The organism is Microbacterium sp. sgz311019, assembly GCF_056135325.1.
Window position 1 is genome coordinate 22845 of sequence record NZ_JBWAXO010000010.1, and the last position, 18564, is coordinate 41408.

The following is an 18564-nucleotide window of genomic DNA, read 5'->3' on the forward strand; positions in this document are numbered from 1 at the left end:
CATGGAGCACCGCATCTTCTCGACGGCTGTCGCCTCGGTCTACCCGCTCTATGTCGCCAAGCTCGAGCGCAAGGGCCGCACGCAGGCTGAGCTGGACGAGGTCATCCGCTGGCTGACGGGCTTCGACGAGAAGACGCTGCAGCGCGAGCTCGACGAGGGCGCCACCTTCGAGGAGTTCTTCGCAGATGCCGACCTCAACCCCGCCGCATCCCTGATCACGGGCGTCGTGTGCGGTGTGAAGGTGCAGGAGATCGAGGATCCGCTCATGCAGAGGATCCGCTATCTCGACAAGCTCGTCGACGAGCTCGCCCAGGGCAAGCCGATGCAGAAGGTGCTCCGCTCGCCCCGTCAGGAGACTCTTCCCAAGACCGCCTGAGCGATATATCGTTATGTATCGCTGAGCCTCGACCCGCCCGCAGCCGCGCGGCCAGGAGGGCTCGCCTGAGGAGGTCGACATGAACGGTTCCTTCGACTCCGGCTTCGGCCGCGGCTTCGGTTCGGGCTTCGGCTCCGGTCCCGGTGGAATGGGAGGTTCGGGTGGCCCGAACATGAATCCCTGGGACTTCCTCGACCAGCTGCGTTCGGCGTTCGAGCCGCGCACCACCCCGCGCATGGCGAAGGGCGACGTGCGCACGGCGGTGCTGACGCTCCTGGCCGAGCAGCCCATGCACGGCTACCAGATCATCTCCGAGATCGAGCAGCGCAGCGGCGGGTCGTGGAAGCCGAGCGCGGGCTCGGTCTACCCGACGCTCCAGCTGCTCGCGGACGAAGGCCTGATCACCGCGTCCGAGTCGAACGGCCGCAAGACGTACTCGCTGACGGATGCGGGGCAGGCCGCCGCGGCAGACGCCTCGGGCAAGGGCGCGCCCTGGGAGGGTCAGCAGCGTTGGTCGGGTCACGGCAGCCTGCCGAAGGCGGGCATCGAGCTCGCGCAGGCCGCGGCGCAGATCGGACGCACCGGCACTCCGGAGCAGGTGGCGGAGGCCGTCAAGGTTCTGGAAGAGGCGCGGCGTAGGCTCTACAGCATCCTCGCGGAGAACTGACCGACTCGACGGCCCCCGCTCGCCCGACGACGGATCCAGGAGGTCCGATGCCTGACGACGCCTCGCCAGGCACGCCTGCGCCGACGCGCGCCCGCTATCGGCGCATCCTGCGATTCGCCTCCTGGTACATCGTCCAGATGTGGTGGTACGAGCTCGTCCTCCCGCGGATCGGCTTCGCGAACGTCGCGAGGAGCACGCGCACCGCCCGCCTGACCCACATCGCCCGACGATTCCGCGCGCTCGCGATGGAGCTCGGCGGCCTGATGATCAAGGTCGGCCAATTCCTGTCCTCGCGGCTGGACGTGCTGCCGCCGGAGATCACGAACGAGCTGGCGGGGCTCCAGGACGAAGTCCCGGGCGTGCCGTACTTCCAGATCCGCGCCCTCGCCGAGGCGGAGCTGGGCGTGCCGCTCGAGCAGGCGTACACGTTCTTCAGCGAGCAGGCGGTGGCCGCGGCATCCCTCGGCCAGGCGCATCGTGCCCGTCTCGCCACGATGGATGCGGGCTTCGACGAGGTCATCGTCAAGGTCCAGAGGCCCGGCATCCAGCAGATCGTCGACATCGACCTCGCCGCGCTGCGGCGCGTGGCGGGCTGGCTCAGCCGCGTCCGGGTCGTGTCGGACCACGTCGACCTCCCCTCGCTCGTGGAGGAGTTCGCCTCGACGAGCCTCGAGGAGATCGACTACCTCCATGAGGCCGCCAACGCCGAGCGCTTCGGCGAGGATTTCGCCGGCGACCCGCGCGTGGGCGTCCCGCAGATCGCGTGGGAGCGGACGACCCGTCGCGTCCTCACCCTCTCGGACGTGACCGCGATCAAGATCAGCGACGTCGACGCCCTGCGCGCCGCGGGCATCGATCCGTCCGCGGTCGCGCGGCTGTTCGCCGAGGTGATGTTCGAGCAGCTCTTCGACAACGGGTTCTTCCACGCCGATCCGCACCCGGGCAACATCTTCGTGCTGCCGCTTCCGCACGGCGACTTCCGGCTCGACTTCATCGACTTCGGGATGATGGGGTCCGTCCCCGATCAGCTGCGCAACGGCCTGCGGCGCCTGCTCATCGCCGTCGCCTCGCGCGACGGCCGCGGCCTCGTCGAGAGCATCCGCGAGGTCGGAGTCCTTCTGCCGTCCGCCGACACCGCAGAGCTCGAGCGCGCCGTCACGGGGCTGTTCTCGCGCTTCGGCGGGATGGGGTTCGCGCAGCTGCGCGAGGTCGACGAACGCGAGTTCCGCGACTTCGGCAAGGAGTTCGGCGACGTCGTCCGCTCGCTGCCGTTCCAGCTGCCGGAGAACTTCCTGCTGGTGATCCGCGCCATGTCGCTGACGTCGGGCGTGTGCAGCACCCTGGATCCGGAGTTCAACATCTGGGATGCGGTGGAGCCCTTCGCCTCCCGGCTCCTGTCCGCCGAGAGCGGCAAGGCGCTGCGCGATCTCGCGAAGGACGCGGGGATGCTGGTGGCCCTGCCCAAGCGCCTCGACGGCCTCGTCTCGCGCGTGGAGGAGGGGCGCCTGTCGGTGACGTCGCCGTCGCTCGAGCGGCGCATCGCACGGCTCGAGCGGATGGAGCGCCGCATCCTGTGGGCCGTCCTGTTCGCCGGACTGCTCGTCGCCGGCGCGGTGCTCCTGCCGTCGGTGTTCGGCGTCGTCCTGATGAGCGTGTCGGTGCTTCCGCTGCTGCCCGCCCTCTTCGGCGGGGTCGGCGGACGGCGCGGCTAGGTCCGTATCGCGCTGGATCGAGTCCTGCGGTTCTGCGGATCCCTTCACGGCGGTCCGTCCGCAGTTGCGCGGAAGTCCGCGTCCGTGAGGAATCCCCTGCACGCGGCATGCCGCACAGACACGTAGGATGCTTCGGTGCACCGCGTCGTCTCCGCAGAAATCGACCTCGAGACCGCCGCATCCGTCGACCTGATCTTCCAGATCGCGACACGCGCAGACGTCCCGCTCGCCAGCGAGACGCTGACCTTCAGCCAGGAGGTCGAGCCGACCGAGCTGATCGCCGCCGACGGCACCCGGTATCACCGCATCCGCAGCCTCGAGGGGCGTCTCGAGGTTCGCTACCACGCCGTCGTCGAGACGCAGGATGCGCCGTCGCCGACCTCCGACGTCGAGCTCATCACCTACATGCGCCCGAGCCGCTACAGCGAGTCGGACATCCTCTTCGGGCAGGCGCGCCGCCAGTTCCGCGGCCTCGCCGGGCCCGAGCTCGTGCAGGCCGTCGCCGACTACGTCTCGGAGAGCCTCGCCTACACGAGCGGCGCCTCCAACGGCACCGACAGCGCCGCCACGATCCTCCCCAAGGGCCAGGGCGTCTGCCGCGACTACACGCACTCCGTCGTCGCGCTCCTTCGCGCCATGGACGTCCCCGCCCGCTACACCGCGTGCTACGCGCCCGGGCTCGTCCCGATGGACTTCCACGCCGTCGCCGAGGCCTACCTCGACGGCGCATGGCACGTCATCGACGCGACGCGGCTCGCGAACCGCCGCGGACTCGTGCGGATCGCGACGGGAGTGGACGCGGCGGCCTGCGCCTGGCTCAGCTACCACGGCGGCAGCGTCTCGCTGAAGCGACTGCGCGTCGACGCGGAGACGGATGCACCGCTCGCGGAGGACGACCACACGGCGCTCATCCAGATCGCGTGAGACCCTCGCCCGTAGACTGGACCGCCTATGGGACCCGAACAGCTCTCCGCCGCCCTCCTTGCCGTCATCGCCCCGCTCGCCGAGGCGCGACGCCCGGGTTCGGCGAGCACGCTGACCGTCGAGGATCTGCCCCTCGACCGGCCCAAGAACCGCGACCACGGCGACTGGGCCTCCAGCGCCGCCCTCAAGCTCGCGAAGCCGGTCGGCGCCAACCCGCGCGAGTTCGCCGCTGAGATCGCCGCCGAGCTGGCCAAGACCGACGGCATCGCGGACGTCGACGTCGCCGGCCCCGGCTTCATCAACATCCGCCTCGACGCCGCCGCCGCGGGGGCGCTCGCGAAGCAGATCGTGGATGCGGGGACCGCCTTCGGCACGAACGACAGCCGTGCCGACGAGGTCATCAACCTCGAGTTCGTCAGCGCCAACCCCACCGGCCCCATCCACCTCGGCGGCACGCGGTGGGCGGCGGTCGGCGACGCGCTCGCCCGCATCCTCGGCTCGCAGGGCGCGCACGTGACCAAGGAGTACTACTTCAACGACCACGGCGTGCAGATCGACCGCTTCGCGCGCAGCCTGGTCGCCGCGCACCGCGGGGAGCCGACCCCGGAGGACGGCTACGGCGGTGCATACATCGGAGACATCGCGCGCCGCGTCGAGCTGGCCTACACCGGTGACCTCGACGCGCTGGACGCCGCAGAGCAGCAGGAGGTCTTCCGCGAACTCGGCGTCGGCTTCATGTTCAGCGAGATCAAGCACAGCCTGCACGAGTTCGGCGTCGACTTCGACGTGTACTTCCACGAGAACGAGCTGCACGACTCGGGTGCCGTCGATCGCGCGGTCGCGCGCCTGCGCGAGCTCGGCCACATCTTCGAGCAGGACGGCGCCACCTGGCTGCGCTCGACCGACTTCGGCGATGACAAGGACCGCGTCATCATCAAGTCCGACGGGCAGGCGGCCTACTTCTCGGGCGACCTCGCCTACTACCTCGACAAGCGCGAGCGCGGCTTCAACCGCTGCATCATCATGCTCGGCGCCGACCACCACGGCTACGTCCGCCGCATGATGGCGATGTGCGCCGCCTTCGGCGACGAGCCGACGGTCAACCTCCAGATCCTCATCGGCCAGCTCGTGAACCTCGTCAAGGACGGCCAGCCGATGCGCATGTCCAAGCGCGCCGGCACCGTCGTCACGCTCGAGGACCTCGTCGAGATCGTGGGGGTGGATGCCGCCCGCTACGCTCTCACGCGCAGCTCGACGGACTCGAACCTCGACGTCGACCTCGATGTGCTGCAGCGCCGCACGAACGACAACCCGGTCTTCTACGTCCAGTACGCGCATGCGCGCACCCACAACGTGGGGCGCAACGCCGCGTCATCCGGCGTCGACCGCTCCGAGTTCGCGCCCGAGCTCCTCGACCACGAGACCGAGTCGGCGCTGCTCGGCGCGCTCAACGAGTTCCCGCGCATCGTCGCCTATGCGGCGGAGGTGCGCGAGCCGCACCGCATCGCGCGGTACCTGGAGGAGCTCGCCGGCCTCTACCACCGCTGGTACGACAACTGCCGCGTCATCCCGCTCGGCGATGCGCCCGTCGAGCCCGTGCACCGCACGCGGCTCTGGCTCAACGACGCCACCGGACAGGTGCTGCGCAACGGCCTGACCCTTCTCGGAGTGAGCGCTCCCGAGCGCATGTGACGGCCATGGACGAGCGCGAGCGTCGCCCGGAATCGGAGGGGATCGTGATCCCTCCGCGGCCGCCCCTGCCACCCGCGCCCGAGACGGCGCCGGCATCGGCGGACGAGACCGTGCCGATCGAGCGGCCGACTCAGGACGCCGCGCCCGAACCGGCGCCAGCACCCGCGCCCGTGCCGGCGCCCGAGCCGGAGGCGACGACCCTTCCGCTCCCGATCGTCGGCACACCCGCCGAGGCTCCGGCGGCTACTCCTCGCCCGCAGGCCGCCGACCGGCCGAAGACGAAGCGCCACCGCGGCCGCGCCGTCGCGTGGACCCTCCTGTCGGTCGTCCTGGTGCTCGCAATCGTCGGTGTCGTCGGCTGGTTCGCCGGTGAGGCCTGGGCCGAGAAGACCGTCACGGCGACCGTCCAGCAGCAGACCGCCAAGGCGCTCGGCCTGTCCAGCGGCGCGAACGTCCAGGTCGGACTCACCGATCCCGTCCTGCCGCAGGTGCTCGCCGGGTCGCTGAAGACCCTCGACGTCACAGCACCGAACGTCCCGGTCGGCGGATCGACCGGCACGGTCAGACTCCACGCCACGGGCGTGCCGACGCGCGGATCCGGCACCCCGACGAGCGCAGACGCATCCATCACCCTCTCGCCGGAGGCACTCCAGTCGCTGGCCGGCGCGCAGAAGGACATCGTGCCCGGATCGGTCAAGGTCGTGGGCTCGAACATCGCCGTGACGCTCGATCCGGCGCAGTTCCTCAGCCACGTCGCGTTCACACTGACCTTCGCGCCGTCGGTCGCGCAGGGACAGCTCGTCCTGACGCCGAGCAGCTTCGAGGTCGCCGGCTTCACCGTGTCGGCCGACACGATCAAGAGGCGGTTCGGCTCCCTCGCGGCCGGCATCGTCGCACCGCGAACCGTGTGCGTCGCCTCGTCCTTCCCGAAGGGCCTGACGCTGACCGGCATCCAGGTCTCCGAGACCGCCGTCGTGACAGACTTCGCGGTCGATCCCCGCATCGCGACCGACCCGACCCTGCAGGCGAAAGGCACGTGCCCATGAGAAAGCCATGGCCCTGGATCGTCGGCCTCGCCGGTGTGGCGGTCATCGCCGTCGTCGCGTGGTTCGCGGGGGAGTGGATCGCGACGCAGATCGTGACCTCCACGGTCCGGCAGCAGGTGATCGAGCAGCTGGCGCTGCCGGCTGACCAGCAGGTCGACGTCACCGTCGCGGAGCCGGTGATCCCGCAGCTCATCAAAGGATCGATCGACGAGATCACGGTGTCCTCTGCTGACGTCCCCGTCGACTCGTTCACCGGCGACGTGTCGGTGCATGCCACGGGGGTGCCCATCCGCGGCGGCGGCGACATCCAGTCGGCGACGGCCACGGTCACGATGGACCAGAAGCAGCTGCAGGGACTCCTCTCGACGGTCGACGGCTTTCCCGCCGACACGGTCGGGCTCGCCGACCCGAACGTCACGATGTCGAAGGATGTCAGCTTCCTCGGCGCGACGATCCCGCTGGGGATCGGCCTCACGCCGAGCGCCCGGAACGGAGAGCTCGTCCTCTCGCCCGATTACGTCACGGTGGCCGGTGCCCGGCTGAGCGCGGCCGACGTCGAGAGCCGCTTCGGCGCGGCGGCGGGTGCCGTCGTCCACGACTACCCCGTCTGCATCGCCGCGTATCTCCCGGTGGGGATGAAGCTCTCCCAGGTCGCGGTGACGGGCGACCAGCTGGTCGCGCACTTCGACATCGACGGCGCCATCGTCCATGACGCAGCGCTTCAGCAGAAGGGGACCTGCGCCTGAGGCCCGCTCCGGGTTGCCCTAGACTTTCAGGAACCCCCGGAGCCCGAGCGGCCTTGCCCGGCGCTCACACTCGCGCCGCAGGGCCGCTCTGAACGACGACCGATTGGCCTGCACCCCGTGACCGCGTCTCCTCTCACGCCGTCGTGGCTCGCCGTGCCCCAGGGTCCGGACGGTCAGCCCGACGCCAACGGCCTGGCTCCGGCGGTCTGGCCGGCCTCCGCCGAGCGCGTCCACGGCGAGCTGCAGATCGGCGGTGTTCCGGTATCGGAGCTCCGGGAGCGCTTCGGCACGCCGCTGTACGTCCTGGACGAGTCCGAGGTCCGCGCGCATGCGCGGCGCACGCTCGACGCCTTCCGCGCCGCGACCGGCCGGCACGGCGTCATGACCCGCGTCTACTACGCCGGCAAGGCGTTCCTGTCCACCGAGGTCGTCCGCTGGGTCGCGGAGGAGGGCCTCGCGGTCGACGTCTGCAGCGGGGGAGAGCTCGCGGTCGCCCTCGCGGCCGGTGCCGCCCCCGCGCACATCGGCTTCCACGGCAACAACAAGTCGATGGCCGAGCTCGAGCGCGCCGTCGAGGCGGGCGTCGGCTCGATCGTCCTCGACAGCCCCATCGAGATCGAGCGGCTCGCTGCCATCGTCGAGCGGCTCGACGCGACGCAGCCTGTGCTGCTGCGGGTGCGCAGCGGCGTGCACGCCGAGACGCACGATTTCCTCGCCACGGCCCACGAGGACCAGAAGTTCGGCTTCGCGCTCGATGACGCGCCCGCCGCGGTCGCCCGCATCCGCGAGATCCCGGGACTCGTCTTCATCGGTCTGCACTGCCACATCGGCTCCCAGATCTTCGGCTCCTCCGGCTTCACCGAGTCGGCCTCACGCCTCGTCGAGCTGCACGCAGCGCTCCTCGAGGACGGGGACGTCCCGGTCATGAACCTCGGCGGCGGCTTCGGCATCGCCTACACCTCCGTCGACGACCCGCAGCCGATCGAGCAGCTCGCCGACAGCATCGTCGCGGCGGTCGCCCAGGAGTGCGCGGTGCGCGGCATCCCGATGCCGAACCTCGCGTTCGAGCCCGGCCGCGCCATCGTCGGACAGGCCGGCGTCACTCTGTACGAGGTCGGCACGGTCAAGCCCGTCGTCGTCTCGAACGACCTCACGCGCCTGTACGTGAGCGTCGACGGCGGCATGAGCGACAACGCGCGCCCGGCGCTGTACGGCGCGAACTACTCCGCGCGGCTCGCATCGCGCGTCAGTGAGGCGGCTCCGGCCCTCGCGCGCGTCGTCGGCAGGCACTGCGAGTCCGGCGACATCGTGGTGGATGCCGAGTATCTCCCCGGCGACGTCGCCCCCGGCGACCTCCTCGCCGTGCCCGCCACCGGCGCCTACTGCTTCTCGCTCGCGAGCAACTACAACTACACGCCCCGCCCGCCCGTCGTCGCCGTGCGCGACGGCCAGGCGCGCGTCATCGTCCGCGGCGAGACGGTCTCCGACCTGCTCGCGCGCGACGCCGGCCTCACGGCCGCAATGGAAGGGAATGCATGACCGACTACCGTCGCCTGCGCGTCGCGCTCCTCGGAGCCGGCTCCGTCGGATCCCAGGTGGCAGCGCTCCTGCTTCGCCATGAGGACGAGCTCGCCGACCGTGCCGGGGCTCGTCTCGAGCTCGCCGGCATCGCCGTGCGAGACGTCGATGCGCCGCGCGACGTCGAGCTGCCCCGGCATCTCTTCACGACGGATGCCGAGTCCCTCATCGTGGGCTCCGACATCGTGATCGAGCTGCAGGGCGGCATCGAGCCGGCCCGCACGCGCATCCTCCAGGCGATCAACTCGGGCGCCGACGTCGTCACGGCGAACAAGGCGCTGCTGGCCACGCACGGCACCGAGATCTTCGAGGCCGCCGACCAGGTCGGCGCTCAGGTCTATTACGAGGCCGCCGCGGCCGCCGCCATCCCGATCATCCGACCCCTGCGCGACTCGCTCGCGGGCGACCGCGTGCGCCGCATCATCGGCATCGTCAATGGGACGACGAACTACATCCTCGACCGCATGGACCACGAGGGCGCCGAGCTCGCCGATGTGCTGGCCGACGCGCAGCGCCTGGGCTACGCCGAGGCCGATCCGACCGCCGATGTCGAGGGCTACGACGCCGCGCAGAAGGCGGCCCTGCTCGCGAGCCTCGCGTTCCACACGTCGGTCCCGCTCGAAGCGGTGCACCGCGAGGGCATCCTGGGGATCGACCGGGCGATGATGGATGCGGCCCGTCACGCGGGCTACGTCGTCAAGCTGCTCGCTGTCTGCGAGCGCCTGTCCGACCCGACGAGCGGCAGTGCGACGGGCGAGGCGATCTCCGTCCGCGTGTATCCGGCGCTGATCGACCGCAGCCATCCGATGGCCAACGTGCGGGGCGTCAACAACGCCGTGTTCGTGCAGGCCGAGGCGGCCGGCGACCTCATGTTCTACGGCGCGGGCGCCGGTGGCGTGCAGACGGCCTCGGCCGTGCTCGGCGACGTCGTCTCGGCCGCCCGCCGCCACATCGCCGGCGGCGTCGGGGTGGGGGAGTCCACCCGTGCGAACCTGCCCATCCTGCCGATCGGGCACGTCGTGACGAGCTACCAGATCACGCTCGAGGTCGATGACCGTCCGGGCGTGCTGGCGGAGGTGGCCGGCATCCTCTCGGAGGGACGCGTCTCGATCGCGACCGTCGAACAGACCCTCGTCGACGACCAGGCGTGGGCGCGCCTCGTCATCGGCACACACAAGGCCCTCGAGCAGGACCTCAGCGAGACCGTCGAGCGTCTCGCCTCGAGCGACGTCGTCGAGCGCGTGGTCTCGGTCATGCGCGTGGAAGGAGATTGACATGGCACACGTCTGGCGCGGAGTGCTCCGCGAGTACGCCGACCGACTCGGGGTGACCGACTCCTCGACGGTGGTCACCCTCGGCGAGGGCGGCACGCCGCTCCTGCCCGCCCCCGCCCTCTCGCGCCGCACCGGCGCGGACGTGTGGGTGAAGTTCGAGGGCATGAACCCCACCGGCTCGTTCAAGGACCGCGGGATGACGGTCGCCCTGTCGCGTGCGATCGACCACGGCGCGAAGGCCGTGATCTGCGCATCGACGGGCAACACCTCCGCCTCCGCAGCCGCGTACGCGGCGCACGCGGGCATCACCGCGGCGGTGCTCGTGCCCGAGGGGAAGATCGCCATGGGCAAGCTCAGCCAGGCCGTCGCGCACGACGGCCGCCTCATCCAGATCCGCGGCAACTTCGACGACTGCCTCGAGATCGCCCGCGAGCTCGCCGACAACTATCCCGTGCACCTCGTGAACTCCGTCAACCCCGACCGCATCGAGGGTCAGAAGACGGCCGCCTACGAGATCGTCGAGCAGTTCGGCGACGCACCGGACTTCCACTTCATCCCGGTGGGCAACGCGGGCAACTACACCGCCTACACGCGCGGCTATACCGAGGAGGCCGAGCGCGGCATCTCCACCCGCGTGCCGCGCATGTTCGGCTTCCAGGCCGCCGGCTCCGCGCCTCTGGTGCGCGGCGAGGTCGTGAAGCATCCTGAGACCATCGCGACCGCCATCCGCATCGGCAACCCGGCATCGTGGCATCTGGCGCTCGAGGCGCGGGAGGCGACGGACGGCTACTTCGGCGCCGTCGAGGACGACAAGATCCTCGCCGCGCAGAAGATCCTCGCCGCCGAGGTGGGCATCTTCGTCGAGCCGGGGTCGGCGGCGAGCGTCGCCGGTCTGCTGGACCGCGCCGAGGCGGGCGTCATCCCCGCGGGTGCGCGCATCGTCCTCACGGTCACCGGGCATGGTCTGAAGGACCCGCAGTGGGGACTCCGTCTGGCCGACGGCACGCAGGCGCAGCCGACGGTCGTGGATGCCTCGACCAGCGAGGTCGCCGCGGTGCTCGATCTCGTCCCCTCCGGAGCCACCGCGTGACAGCAGTCCCCGGGAGCCCCGTCCTCGGGCGCCGCGTGACCGTGCGGGTGCCCGCGACGAGCGCGAACCTCGGGCCCGGATTCGACACACTCGGCCTCGCGCTGAGCGTGTACGACGAACTCAGCGTGACCGCTCTGCCCGAGGGCGAGCTCGTCATCGAGGCCGAGGGCGAAGGCGCCGACGACGTCCCTCGCGATGCATCCCACCTCGTCGTGCGGTCGATCGCGTACGCGTTCGAGGCTGTCGGGCGACGGATGCCGGGTCTGCATCTGCGTGCACTCAACGTCATCCCGCACGGTCGGGGCCTCGGCTCGTCGGGCGCCGCCGTCGTCTCGGGGCTGTTGGCGGCGAAGGGCCTGCTCGAGGGCGACGTCGAGCTCGGACCCGATACGCTGTTGCGCCTCGCGACCGAGATCGAGGGCCACCCCGACAACGTCGCGCCCGCCTTGTTCGGTGGACTGACGATCGCCTGGGTCGACCAGTTCGGCCCGCAGCACAAGAAGCTGCTCGTGCACCGCGGCGTCTCCCCGCTCGTCTTCGTGCCGGATTTCACGATGTCGACGACGGTCGCGCGCAGCCTGCAGCCCGACCACGTCACGCGCGAGGACGCCGTCTTCAACGTCTCGCGCTCCGCACTGCTCATCGCGGCTCTCACCCAGAGCCCCGAACTGCTGCTCGCTGCCACCGAGGACAAGCTCCACCAGAGCTACCGCGCAGCGGCCATGCCCGGGACCGATCGTCTCGTGCAGGCTCTGCGGGCTGCGGGCTACGCCGCCGTCGTCTCGGGCGCCGGCCCGAGCGTGCTCGTCCTCGCGGACGGACCCGGCGCGCGCCTGGCTGCGGTCGAGGTCGCCGCATCCGTCACCGACACCCCGTGGACCCCGCTGATGCTGGCCGTCGACTTCAAGGGTGGTACAGTGAGGGTGCACGCGGAGGATGCCACCTCATAGGTGAATCTGACCTCCGACGCAGTTCTGCGAGTCGTTGCAAAAGCCCCGCGCCTGGCCCCGAGGAGCCTGTCTGCGCTGCCGTTCTCACGGCGTTCCGCACGATCGTGCAGTTTCCATTCGTTTGACATAGGGAGAACTCGTGGAGTCCATCTCCGAGATCCACAACGACGGCGCGCCCGTCGACGTCCGCACCGACGCGGACGTCGCCGAGGAGACCGTGGCTGAGGACCAGGCGGCCGCAGAGGCCGTCGCAGAAGACATCACGGCGGATGCCGCAGAGCTGGCCGAGGAGGCCGCCGCTGCCGAGGAGGTCGCGGAGGAGCTTGCCGAGGAGGCCGTCGAGATCGAGGCCGTCGTCGAGGAGCTCGAGGCGGAGGGTGAGACCGAGGCCGCGGCCGTCGGCGAGGTGTTCGCCGAGGAGGTGGCCGTCGAGGCGGTCGTCGCCGAGGAGATCGCCGCGGCCGCCGCCGAGGAGGCCGTCATCGAGGCCGTCGAGGCCGAGGCCGTCGAGGCCGAGGTCGTCGCCGAGGCTGTCGGGGAGGCCGCCGCTGAAGAGGCGCCCGCCGAGGCGGAGAAGCCGGTCAAGGCACCGCGCAAGCGCGCACCGCGTCGGGCGAAGAGCACCGACGTCGCACCGGCCGAGGCTCCTGCCGAGGCCGCGGAGGCTCCTGCCGAGGCCGTAGAGGCTCCGACCGAGGCCGCAGAGCCCGTCGAGACGCCCGTCGCCGAGGGCGCGAACGCTGAGGAGTCCACCGCCGAGACGGCCGTGTCCGCCGAGGCTGTCGAGTCGGAGGAGACCGCCGAGACTCCCCGCCGCTCGCGCAGCCGCAGCCGCTCCCGCGGCCGCGGTCAGGGCTCGCAGGCCGACGCCGCAGAGGGCGCCGACAAGGGCGACGCCGAGGCCGCGCCCCAGCAGAACCAGCAGGGGCAGAACCAGCAGGGGCAGAACCAGCAGGGGCAGAACCAGCAGGGTCAGAACCAGCAGGGTCAGAACAGCCGCAACCGCCAGCGCAACAAGCGCCGCGCCCCGGGTGCTCCGGCCGACGAGTTCGAGACCGAGATCGGCGAGGACGACGTCCTGATCCCGATCGCCGGCATCCTCGACGTGCTCGACAACTACGCGTTCGTCCGCACCTCGGGCTACCTGCCCGGCCCGAGCGATGTCTACGTCAGCCTCGGCCAGGTCAAGAAGTACAACCTGCGCAAGGGCGACGCCGTCGTCGGCGCGATCAAGCAGCCGCACGAGGGCGAGCAGTCCGGCCGCCAGAAGTACAACGCGCTGATCAAGGTCGACGCGGTCAACGGCCTTTCCGTCGACGACGCCGCCACGCGCGTCGAATTCGGCAAGCTGACGCCGCTCTACCCGCAGGAGCGCCTGCGCCTCGAGACCGCGCCCGAGAAGCTGACCCAGCGCATCATCGACCTGGTCGCCCCGATCGGCAAGGGCCAGCGCGGCCTGATCGTCGCGCCGCCCAAGGCCGGCAAGACCATCGTGCTGCAGCAGATCGCCGACGCCATCGCCAAGAACAACCCCGAGGTCCACCTCATGGTCGTTCTCGTCGACGAGCGTCCCGAAGAGGTGACCGACATGCAGCGCAGCGTCCGCGGCGAGGTCATCGCCTCGACGTTCGACCGCCCCGCCGAGGACCACACGACGGTCGCCGAGCTCGCCATCGAGCGCGCGAAGCGCCTCGTCGAGCTGGGCCGCGACGTCGTCGTGCTGCTCGACTCGATCACGCGCCTCGGTCGCGCCTACAACATCTCGGCCCCGACCTCGGGCCGTGTGCTGACCGGCGGTGTCGACGCATCCGCCCTGTACCCGCCCAAGCGCTTCTTCGGTGCCGCGCGCAACATCGAGAACGGCGGGTCGCTCACGATCCTCGCGACCGCGCTGGTCGAGACCGGCTCCAAGATGGACGACGTCATCTTCGAGGAGTTCAAGGGCACGGGCAACAGCGAGTTGCGCCTGTCGCGCCAGCTGGCCGACAAGCGCATCTTCCCTGCTGTCGACGTGAACGCGTCGAGCACGCGCCGTGAGGAGATGCTCCTCAGCGCCGACGAGGTCAAGATCACCTGGAAGCTCCGTCGCGCCCTCGCGGGCCTCGACCCGCAGCAGGCGCTGGAGGTCGTGCTCGGCAAGCTCAAGGAGACGCAGTCCAACGTCGAGTTCCTCGTGCAGATGCAGTCGGCCCAGCTGAAGACGACGGCATCCTCCCGCGAGAGCCACGGCGGCGGCCACAGCCACGCGCACGACAACAGCATCCGCTGAGCCACCGTGTTCGAGTCCGTACAGGGCCTGATCGACGAGCACCGCGCGGTGCAGGAGGAGCTCTCCGATCCTGCGGTGCACGCCGACGCGGCGCGGGCGAAGCGCGTCAACCGGCGCTACGCCGAGCTGTCGAAGATCGTGCACGCCCACGAGGCGTGGGTGGCTGCATCCGACGACCTCGACGCGGCGCGCGAACTGGCTCGCGAGGACGAGGCGTTCGCGGCTGAGATCCCCGTGCTGGAGGAGCAGCTCGCCCACGCGCAGGAGCGCCTGCGGCGGCTGCTCATCCCGCGCGACCCCGATGACGCCCGCGATGTGATCATGGAGATCAAGCAGGGCGAAGGCGGAGCGGAGAGCGCGCTGTTCGCGGCCGACCTCCTGCGCATGTACGTCCAGTACGCCGCGTCGCAGGGGTGGAAGACCGAGATCCTCGAGCGCAACGAGTCCGACCTCGGCGGCTACAAGGACGTCCAGGTCGCGATCAAGGGGTCCAGCTCCGATCCGGCTCAGGGCGTGTGGGCGCACCTCAAGTACGAGGGCGGTGTGCACCGGGTGCAGCGCGTGCCGGCGACCGAGTCGCAGGGGCGCATCCACACGTCGACGACGGGTGTGCTCGTCTTCCCGGAGGTCGACGAGCCCGACGAGATCGAGATCAATCCGAACGACCTCAAGATCGATGTGTTCCGTTCGTCGGGTCCCGGCGGTCAGTCGGTCAACACGACCGACTCGGCCGTGCGCATCACGCACCTGCCGACGGGCATCGTCGTGTCGATGCAGAACGAGAAGTCGCAGCTGCAGAACCGCGAGGCGGGCATGCGCGTGCTCCGTGCGCGCCTCCTCGCGCGTCAGCAGGAGGAGTTGGATGCCGCGGCCTCCGACGCGCGCAAGTCGCAGATCCGGGGCATGGACCGCTCCGAGCGCATCCGCACGTACAACTTCCCGGAGAACCGCATCGCCGACCACCGCACCGGCTACAAGGCGTACAACCTCGACCAGGTCATGGACGGCGCCCTCGATCCCGTCATCGAGTCGGCGATCCGCGCCGACGAGGAGGAGCGCCTCGCCGCATTGGGCACGTGAGCGCCGCTAGGCTTCGCGTGTGATCCGATTCCTCATCCGGGCGGCCATCTGGCTCGTATCGGCGTTCCTCGGTCTGGTCGTCGCCGATCTGCTCCTGCCGGGCTTCTCCCTGCACTGGGACAACTGGTGGGGCGTCATTCTCGCCGTCGTGATCTTCGCCATCCTGCAGAGCGTCCTCGCGCCGTGGATCCTGAAGATGGCGCACCGCTTCGCGCCGGCCTTCCTCGGCGGCATCAGCCTGCTCTCCACGTTCCTGGCGCTGCTGATCGCGGTGCTGATCCCGGCCGCCGGCATCGGCATCGACGGACCGGTCGCGTGGATCGTCGGCACTCTCATCGTGTGGCTCATCACGGCCCTTGCGACATGGCTGCTGCCGGGCGTGTTCCTCAAGAACCGCGTGCAGGGCGGGAAGGCCTGACGGCTCACCAGCCGCCGCGAGTGGGCGTGTGCCCCTCGCGGGCGTCATCCGGCATCGCCATCTCCGCGCGCATGCCGAGCAGGCGCACCCGCCTGTCTGGGTCGATCTTCCCGACCAGCTCCATCGCCTTCGCGACGACGGTCTCACGATCGCGCGTCTGCGCGACGCGCTTCGTGAACGTCTTCGTCGTGAACGGCGCGTAGCGCACCTTGAGCCCGAGTCCGACGACGGGTCGGCCGTCGGCGGCCACGTCGTCGAGCACCTGATCGAGCAGCGCGAGCGCGGCATCCTCGATCTCCGCCCGCGAGGCGAGGTCGACCTGGTACGTCGTCTCGCGGCTGTGGCCTCGTGCCACCCACGGCGTGTCGTCGACGACCGTCGAGGAGCCGCCGCGCGCGAGCTCGCGATACCAGAGGCCCATGCGCGGCCCGAATTCGGCCTGCAGGGGTGCATCCGGCGCCGCGGCGAGTTCGGAGACGGTTTGGATGCCGAGCCCCGCCAGCCGCTTCGACACCTTCGCCCCGACGCCCCACAGCTCGACGGTCGGGCGGTCGCCCATGACCTCGAACCAGTTCTCCGCCGTCAGGCGGAAGACGCCCCGCGGCTTGCCGAATCCGGTGGCGATCTTGGCGCGCACGAGGGTGTCGCCGATCCCGACGCTGCAGTGGAGCCGGGTGCGCTCCAGCACGCGTCGCTGCAGCTCCCGCGCGTATGCCTCGGGATCGTCGGTGTCGACCCCCACGAAGGCCTCATCCCAGCCGAGCACCTGCACGGTCGCCTCCGGCTGGGCGCGCAGAGTGTCCATCACCTCCGCGGAGGCCGCGTTGTACGCGGGGGCGTCGACGGGGAGGATCACGGCATCCGGCACCTTGCGCGCGGCCAGGCGCAGCGGCATCCCCGAGCCGACCCCGAATTCCCGCGCCTCGTAGGAGGCCGTCGAGACGACGGCCCGCTCGCTCGGATCGCCGCGACCGCCGACGATCACCGGCAGGCCGGCCAGCTCAGGGCGCCGCAGGACCTCGACCGCGGCGATGAACTGGTCGAGGTCGACGTGGAGTACCCAGGGACGCACCGGCATACGGCGAGGCTACGCTCCGGGTGCGACGCGAAGGGGAGCGCGGTCAGATGAGGTACTCGGGCGCCGTCAGGATGGCCCGGGTGTCCTCCCCGGAGCGGCGACTCCGCGCCTTGGCCGGGATGCCGACGAGCACCGAGTCGGGGCCGGCATCCCGGGTGACGACGGCGTTCGCGCCGATCACGCTGCCTGCGCCGATCGTGATGGGCCCGAGCACCTTGGCACCGGCGCCGACCGCGACGCCGTCCTCGAGGGTGGGATGCCGCTTGCCGTGGTCGCGCGTACGGCCGCCGAGGGTCACCCCGTGGTAGAGCATGACGTCGTCGCCGAGCTCGGCGGTCTCGCCGATGACGACGCCCATGCCGTGATCGATGAAGAACCGCCGGCCGATGACGGCGCCGGGGTGGATCTCGATGCCGGTCAGCCAGCGCGTGATCTGGGACCCTGCGCGCGCGATGAAGCGGAAGTTCCGAACCCACAGGGCGTGCCACACGCGGTGCGCCCAGATCGCGTGCAGCCCGGGGTAGAGCACGACGATCTCGAGGCCGCCGCGGGCCGCCGGGTCCCGCAGCTTCGCCGCGACCACGTCCTCGCGCAGCCGTGCGAAGAATCCGATTCGTTCCTCGGTCATGTGGTCTCTTCCTCCGGCTCGCGCAGGTGCGCATAGAGTGCGGTCGACAGGTAACGTTCGCCCGAGTCGGGCACGACGACGACGATGCGCGCGCCCGCGGCCTCGGGTCGGGCGGCGATCTGCAGTGCGGTCCACACGGCGGCGCCCGCGGACATCCCGGCGAGGATCCCCTCGCGGGTGGCGAGAGCGCGCGCGATCTCGATCGCGTCGTCGAACTCGACGTCGACGATCTCATCGACGACCGAGCGGTCGAGCACATCGGGGACGAAGTTCGGTCCGATCCCCTGGATGCGGTGGCCACCGGCGCGACCTTCGGTGAGCACGGGGGAGTCCTTCGGCTCGACGAGCACGATCTTCACGTCCGGGTTGCGCTCCTTGAGCACCTGGCCGACACCCGTGATGGTGCCGCCGGTGCCCGAACCCGCGACGAACCAGTCGACGCGGCCGTCGGTGTCGCGCCAGATCTCCTCCGCGGTCGTCGCGCGGTGGATCGCCGCGTTCGCCTCGTGCTCGAACTGCCGGGCGAGGATGGCGCCGGGGGTCTCGGCGACGATGCGCCTGGCGGTGTCGACCGCCTCGGTCATGCCCTTGTACGGATCGGTCAGCACGAGCTCCGCGCCGTAGGCCTTCAGCAGGGTGCGCCGCTCCTTGGACATGGAGGCGGGCATCGTCAGGATGACCCGGTATCCCCGCGCCGCGCCGATCAGAGCGAGTGAGATGCCCGTGTTGCCGCTCGTGGACTCGACGATCGTGCCGCCCGGAGGCAGCTCGCCGGCTGCCTCGGCGGCCTCGACGAGCGCATAGCCGAGGCGATCCTTCACCGAGGAGCCCGGGTTGTAGAACTCGAGCTTCGCGAGCACCTCCGCACCGAGCCCCTCGGTGAGCGCGTTGAGGCGCACGAGCGGCGTCTCGCCGAAGGCGGTGGTGATGTCGGGATGGATGCCGGGCACGTTGTGCCTCCTCGATTCAGGCGCTGCCGCAGACGACGGCGCGTCGGCGCCCGAGCGGGTCGGGCTGAGCGGCGCGCCGTCGTGAG

The 18564-nt window shown here is 70.6% G+C and carries 17 protein-coding genes; 14 read left to right on the forward strand and 3 right to left on the reverse strand.

Annotated elements, in window-relative coordinates:
- Position 1: 1 nt before the first annotated feature.
- The 14 genes from AC0NZN_RS15460 to AC0NZN_RS15525 all read left to right on the forward strand — a co-directional run bounded on the left by AC0NZN_RS15460 (position 2) and on the right by AC0NZN_RS15525 (position 15822).
- Positions 2-376, forward strand: coding sequence for a DUF2200 domain-containing protein (locus AC0NZN_RS15460; protein WP_474593210.1), 375 nt, complete (start codon positions 2-4; stop codon positions 374-376).
- A gap of 79 nt (positions 377-455) precedes the next feature.
- On the forward strand, positions 456-1043 hold the full coding sequence (locus AC0NZN_RS15465) for a PadR family transcriptional regulator (RefSeq protein ID WP_474593211.1): 588 nt from the start codon (positions 456-458) through the stop codon (positions 1041-1043).
- A 47-nt stretch (positions 1044-1090) separates the two neighbouring features.
- Positions 1091-2755 carry an ABC1 kinase family protein gene (locus AC0NZN_RS15470; RefSeq protein ID WP_474593212.1) on the forward strand — a complete coding sequence of 555 codons (1665 nt, stop codon included), beginning with the start codon at positions 1091-1093 and terminating at the stop codon, positions 2753-2755.
- A gap of 135 nt (positions 2756-2890) precedes the next feature.
- A complete protein-coding gene (locus tag AC0NZN_RS15475; protein WP_474593213.1) occupies positions 2891-3679 on the forward strand; it encodes a transglutaminase-like domain-containing protein in 789 nt (262 codons plus the stop codon).
- Between the two features lie 27 nt (positions 3680-3706).
- Complete coding sequence (argS, locus tag AC0NZN_RS15480) at positions 3707-5371, forward strand: arginine--tRNA ligase (RefSeq protein ID WP_474593214.1); 1665 nt, start codon at positions 3707-3709, stop codon at positions 5369-5371.
- A 44-nt stretch (positions 5372-5415) separates the two neighbouring features.
- Positions 5416-6417, forward strand: a complete 1002-nt coding sequence (locus AC0NZN_RS15485) for an LmeA family phospholipid-binding protein (protein ID WP_474593215.1) — start codon at positions 5416-5418, stop codon at positions 6415-6417.
- Positions 6414-7163 (forward strand): LmeA family phospholipid-binding protein, encoded by a 750-nt coding sequence (locus AC0NZN_RS15490; protein ID WP_474593216.1) that lies wholly within the window; start codon positions 6414-6416, stop codon positions 7161-7163. The genes AC0NZN_RS15485 and AC0NZN_RS15490 overlap by 4 nt, the downstream gene beginning before the upstream one ends.
- A 117-nt stretch (positions 7164-7280) precedes the next feature.
- Entirely contained in the window at positions 7281-8702 is a 1422-nt protein-coding gene (lysA, locus tag AC0NZN_RS15495) for a diaminopimelate decarboxylase (RefSeq protein WP_474593217.1), read from the forward strand.
- Complete coding sequence (locus AC0NZN_RS15500; protein WP_474593218.1) at positions 8699-10015, forward strand: homoserine dehydrogenase; 1317 nt, start codon at positions 8699-8701, stop codon at positions 10013-10015. Before lysA ends, AC0NZN_RS15500 begins: the two co-directional genes overlap by 4 nt.
- Before the next feature lies 1 nt (position 10016).
- Positions 10017-11105 (forward strand): threonine synthase, encoded by a 1089-nt coding sequence (gene thrC, locus AC0NZN_RS15505; RefSeq protein WP_474593219.1) that lies wholly within the window; start codon positions 10017-10019, stop codon positions 11103-11105.
- Positions 11102-12055 carry a homoserine kinase gene (gene thrB / locus AC0NZN_RS15510; protein WP_474593220.1) on the forward strand — a complete coding sequence of 318 codons (954 nt, stop codon included), beginning with the start codon at positions 11102-11104 and terminating at the stop codon, positions 12053-12055. The genes thrC and thrB overlap by 4 nt, the downstream gene beginning before the upstream one ends.
- A gap of 139 nt (positions 12056-12194) precedes the next feature.
- Positions 12195-14324 carry a transcription termination factor Rho gene (rho, locus tag AC0NZN_RS15515; protein WP_474593221.1) on the forward strand — a complete coding sequence of 710 codons (2130 nt, stop codon included), beginning with the start codon at positions 12195-12197 and terminating at the stop codon, positions 14322-14324.
- A 6-nt stretch (positions 14325-14330) separates the two neighbouring features.
- Positions 14331-15404, forward strand: a complete 1074-nt coding sequence (gene prfA, locus AC0NZN_RS15520; protein WP_474593222.1) for a peptide chain release factor 1 — start codon at positions 14331-14333, stop codon at positions 15402-15404.
- A 19-nt stretch (positions 15405-15423) separates the two neighbouring features.
- A complete protein-coding gene (locus AC0NZN_RS15525; protein ID WP_474593223.1) occupies positions 15424-15822 on the forward strand; it encodes a hypothetical protein in 399 nt (132 codons plus the stop codon).
- Positions 15823-15826: 4 nt separating this feature from the next.
- Here the strand turns inward: AC0NZN_RS15525 and AC0NZN_RS15530 are convergent, their stop codons facing one another.
- The 3 genes from AC0NZN_RS15530 to cysK are packed head-to-tail and all read right to left on the reverse strand — an operon-like array spanning position 15827 to position 18478.
- Positions 15827-16900 (reverse strand): DNA polymerase IV, encoded by a 1074-nt coding sequence (locus AC0NZN_RS15530; protein ID WP_474593224.1) that lies wholly within the window; start codon positions 16898-16900, stop codon positions 15827-15829.
- A 43-nt stretch (positions 16901-16943) separates the two neighbouring features.
- Positions 16944-17528: a serine O-acetyltransferase EpsC gene (gene epsC / locus AC0NZN_RS15535; RefSeq protein WP_474593225.1), complete on the reverse strand. Its 585-nt coding sequence runs from the start codon at positions 17526-17528 to the stop codon at positions 16944-16946.
- Positions 17525-18478 carry a cysteine synthase A gene (cysK, locus tag AC0NZN_RS15540; RefSeq protein WP_474593226.1) on the reverse strand — a complete coding sequence of 318 codons (954 nt, stop codon included), beginning with the start codon at positions 18476-18478 and terminating at the stop codon, positions 17525-17527. The genes epsC and cysK overlap by 4 nt, the downstream gene beginning before the upstream one ends.
- Between the last annotated feature and the right edge of the window lie 86 nt (positions 18479-18564).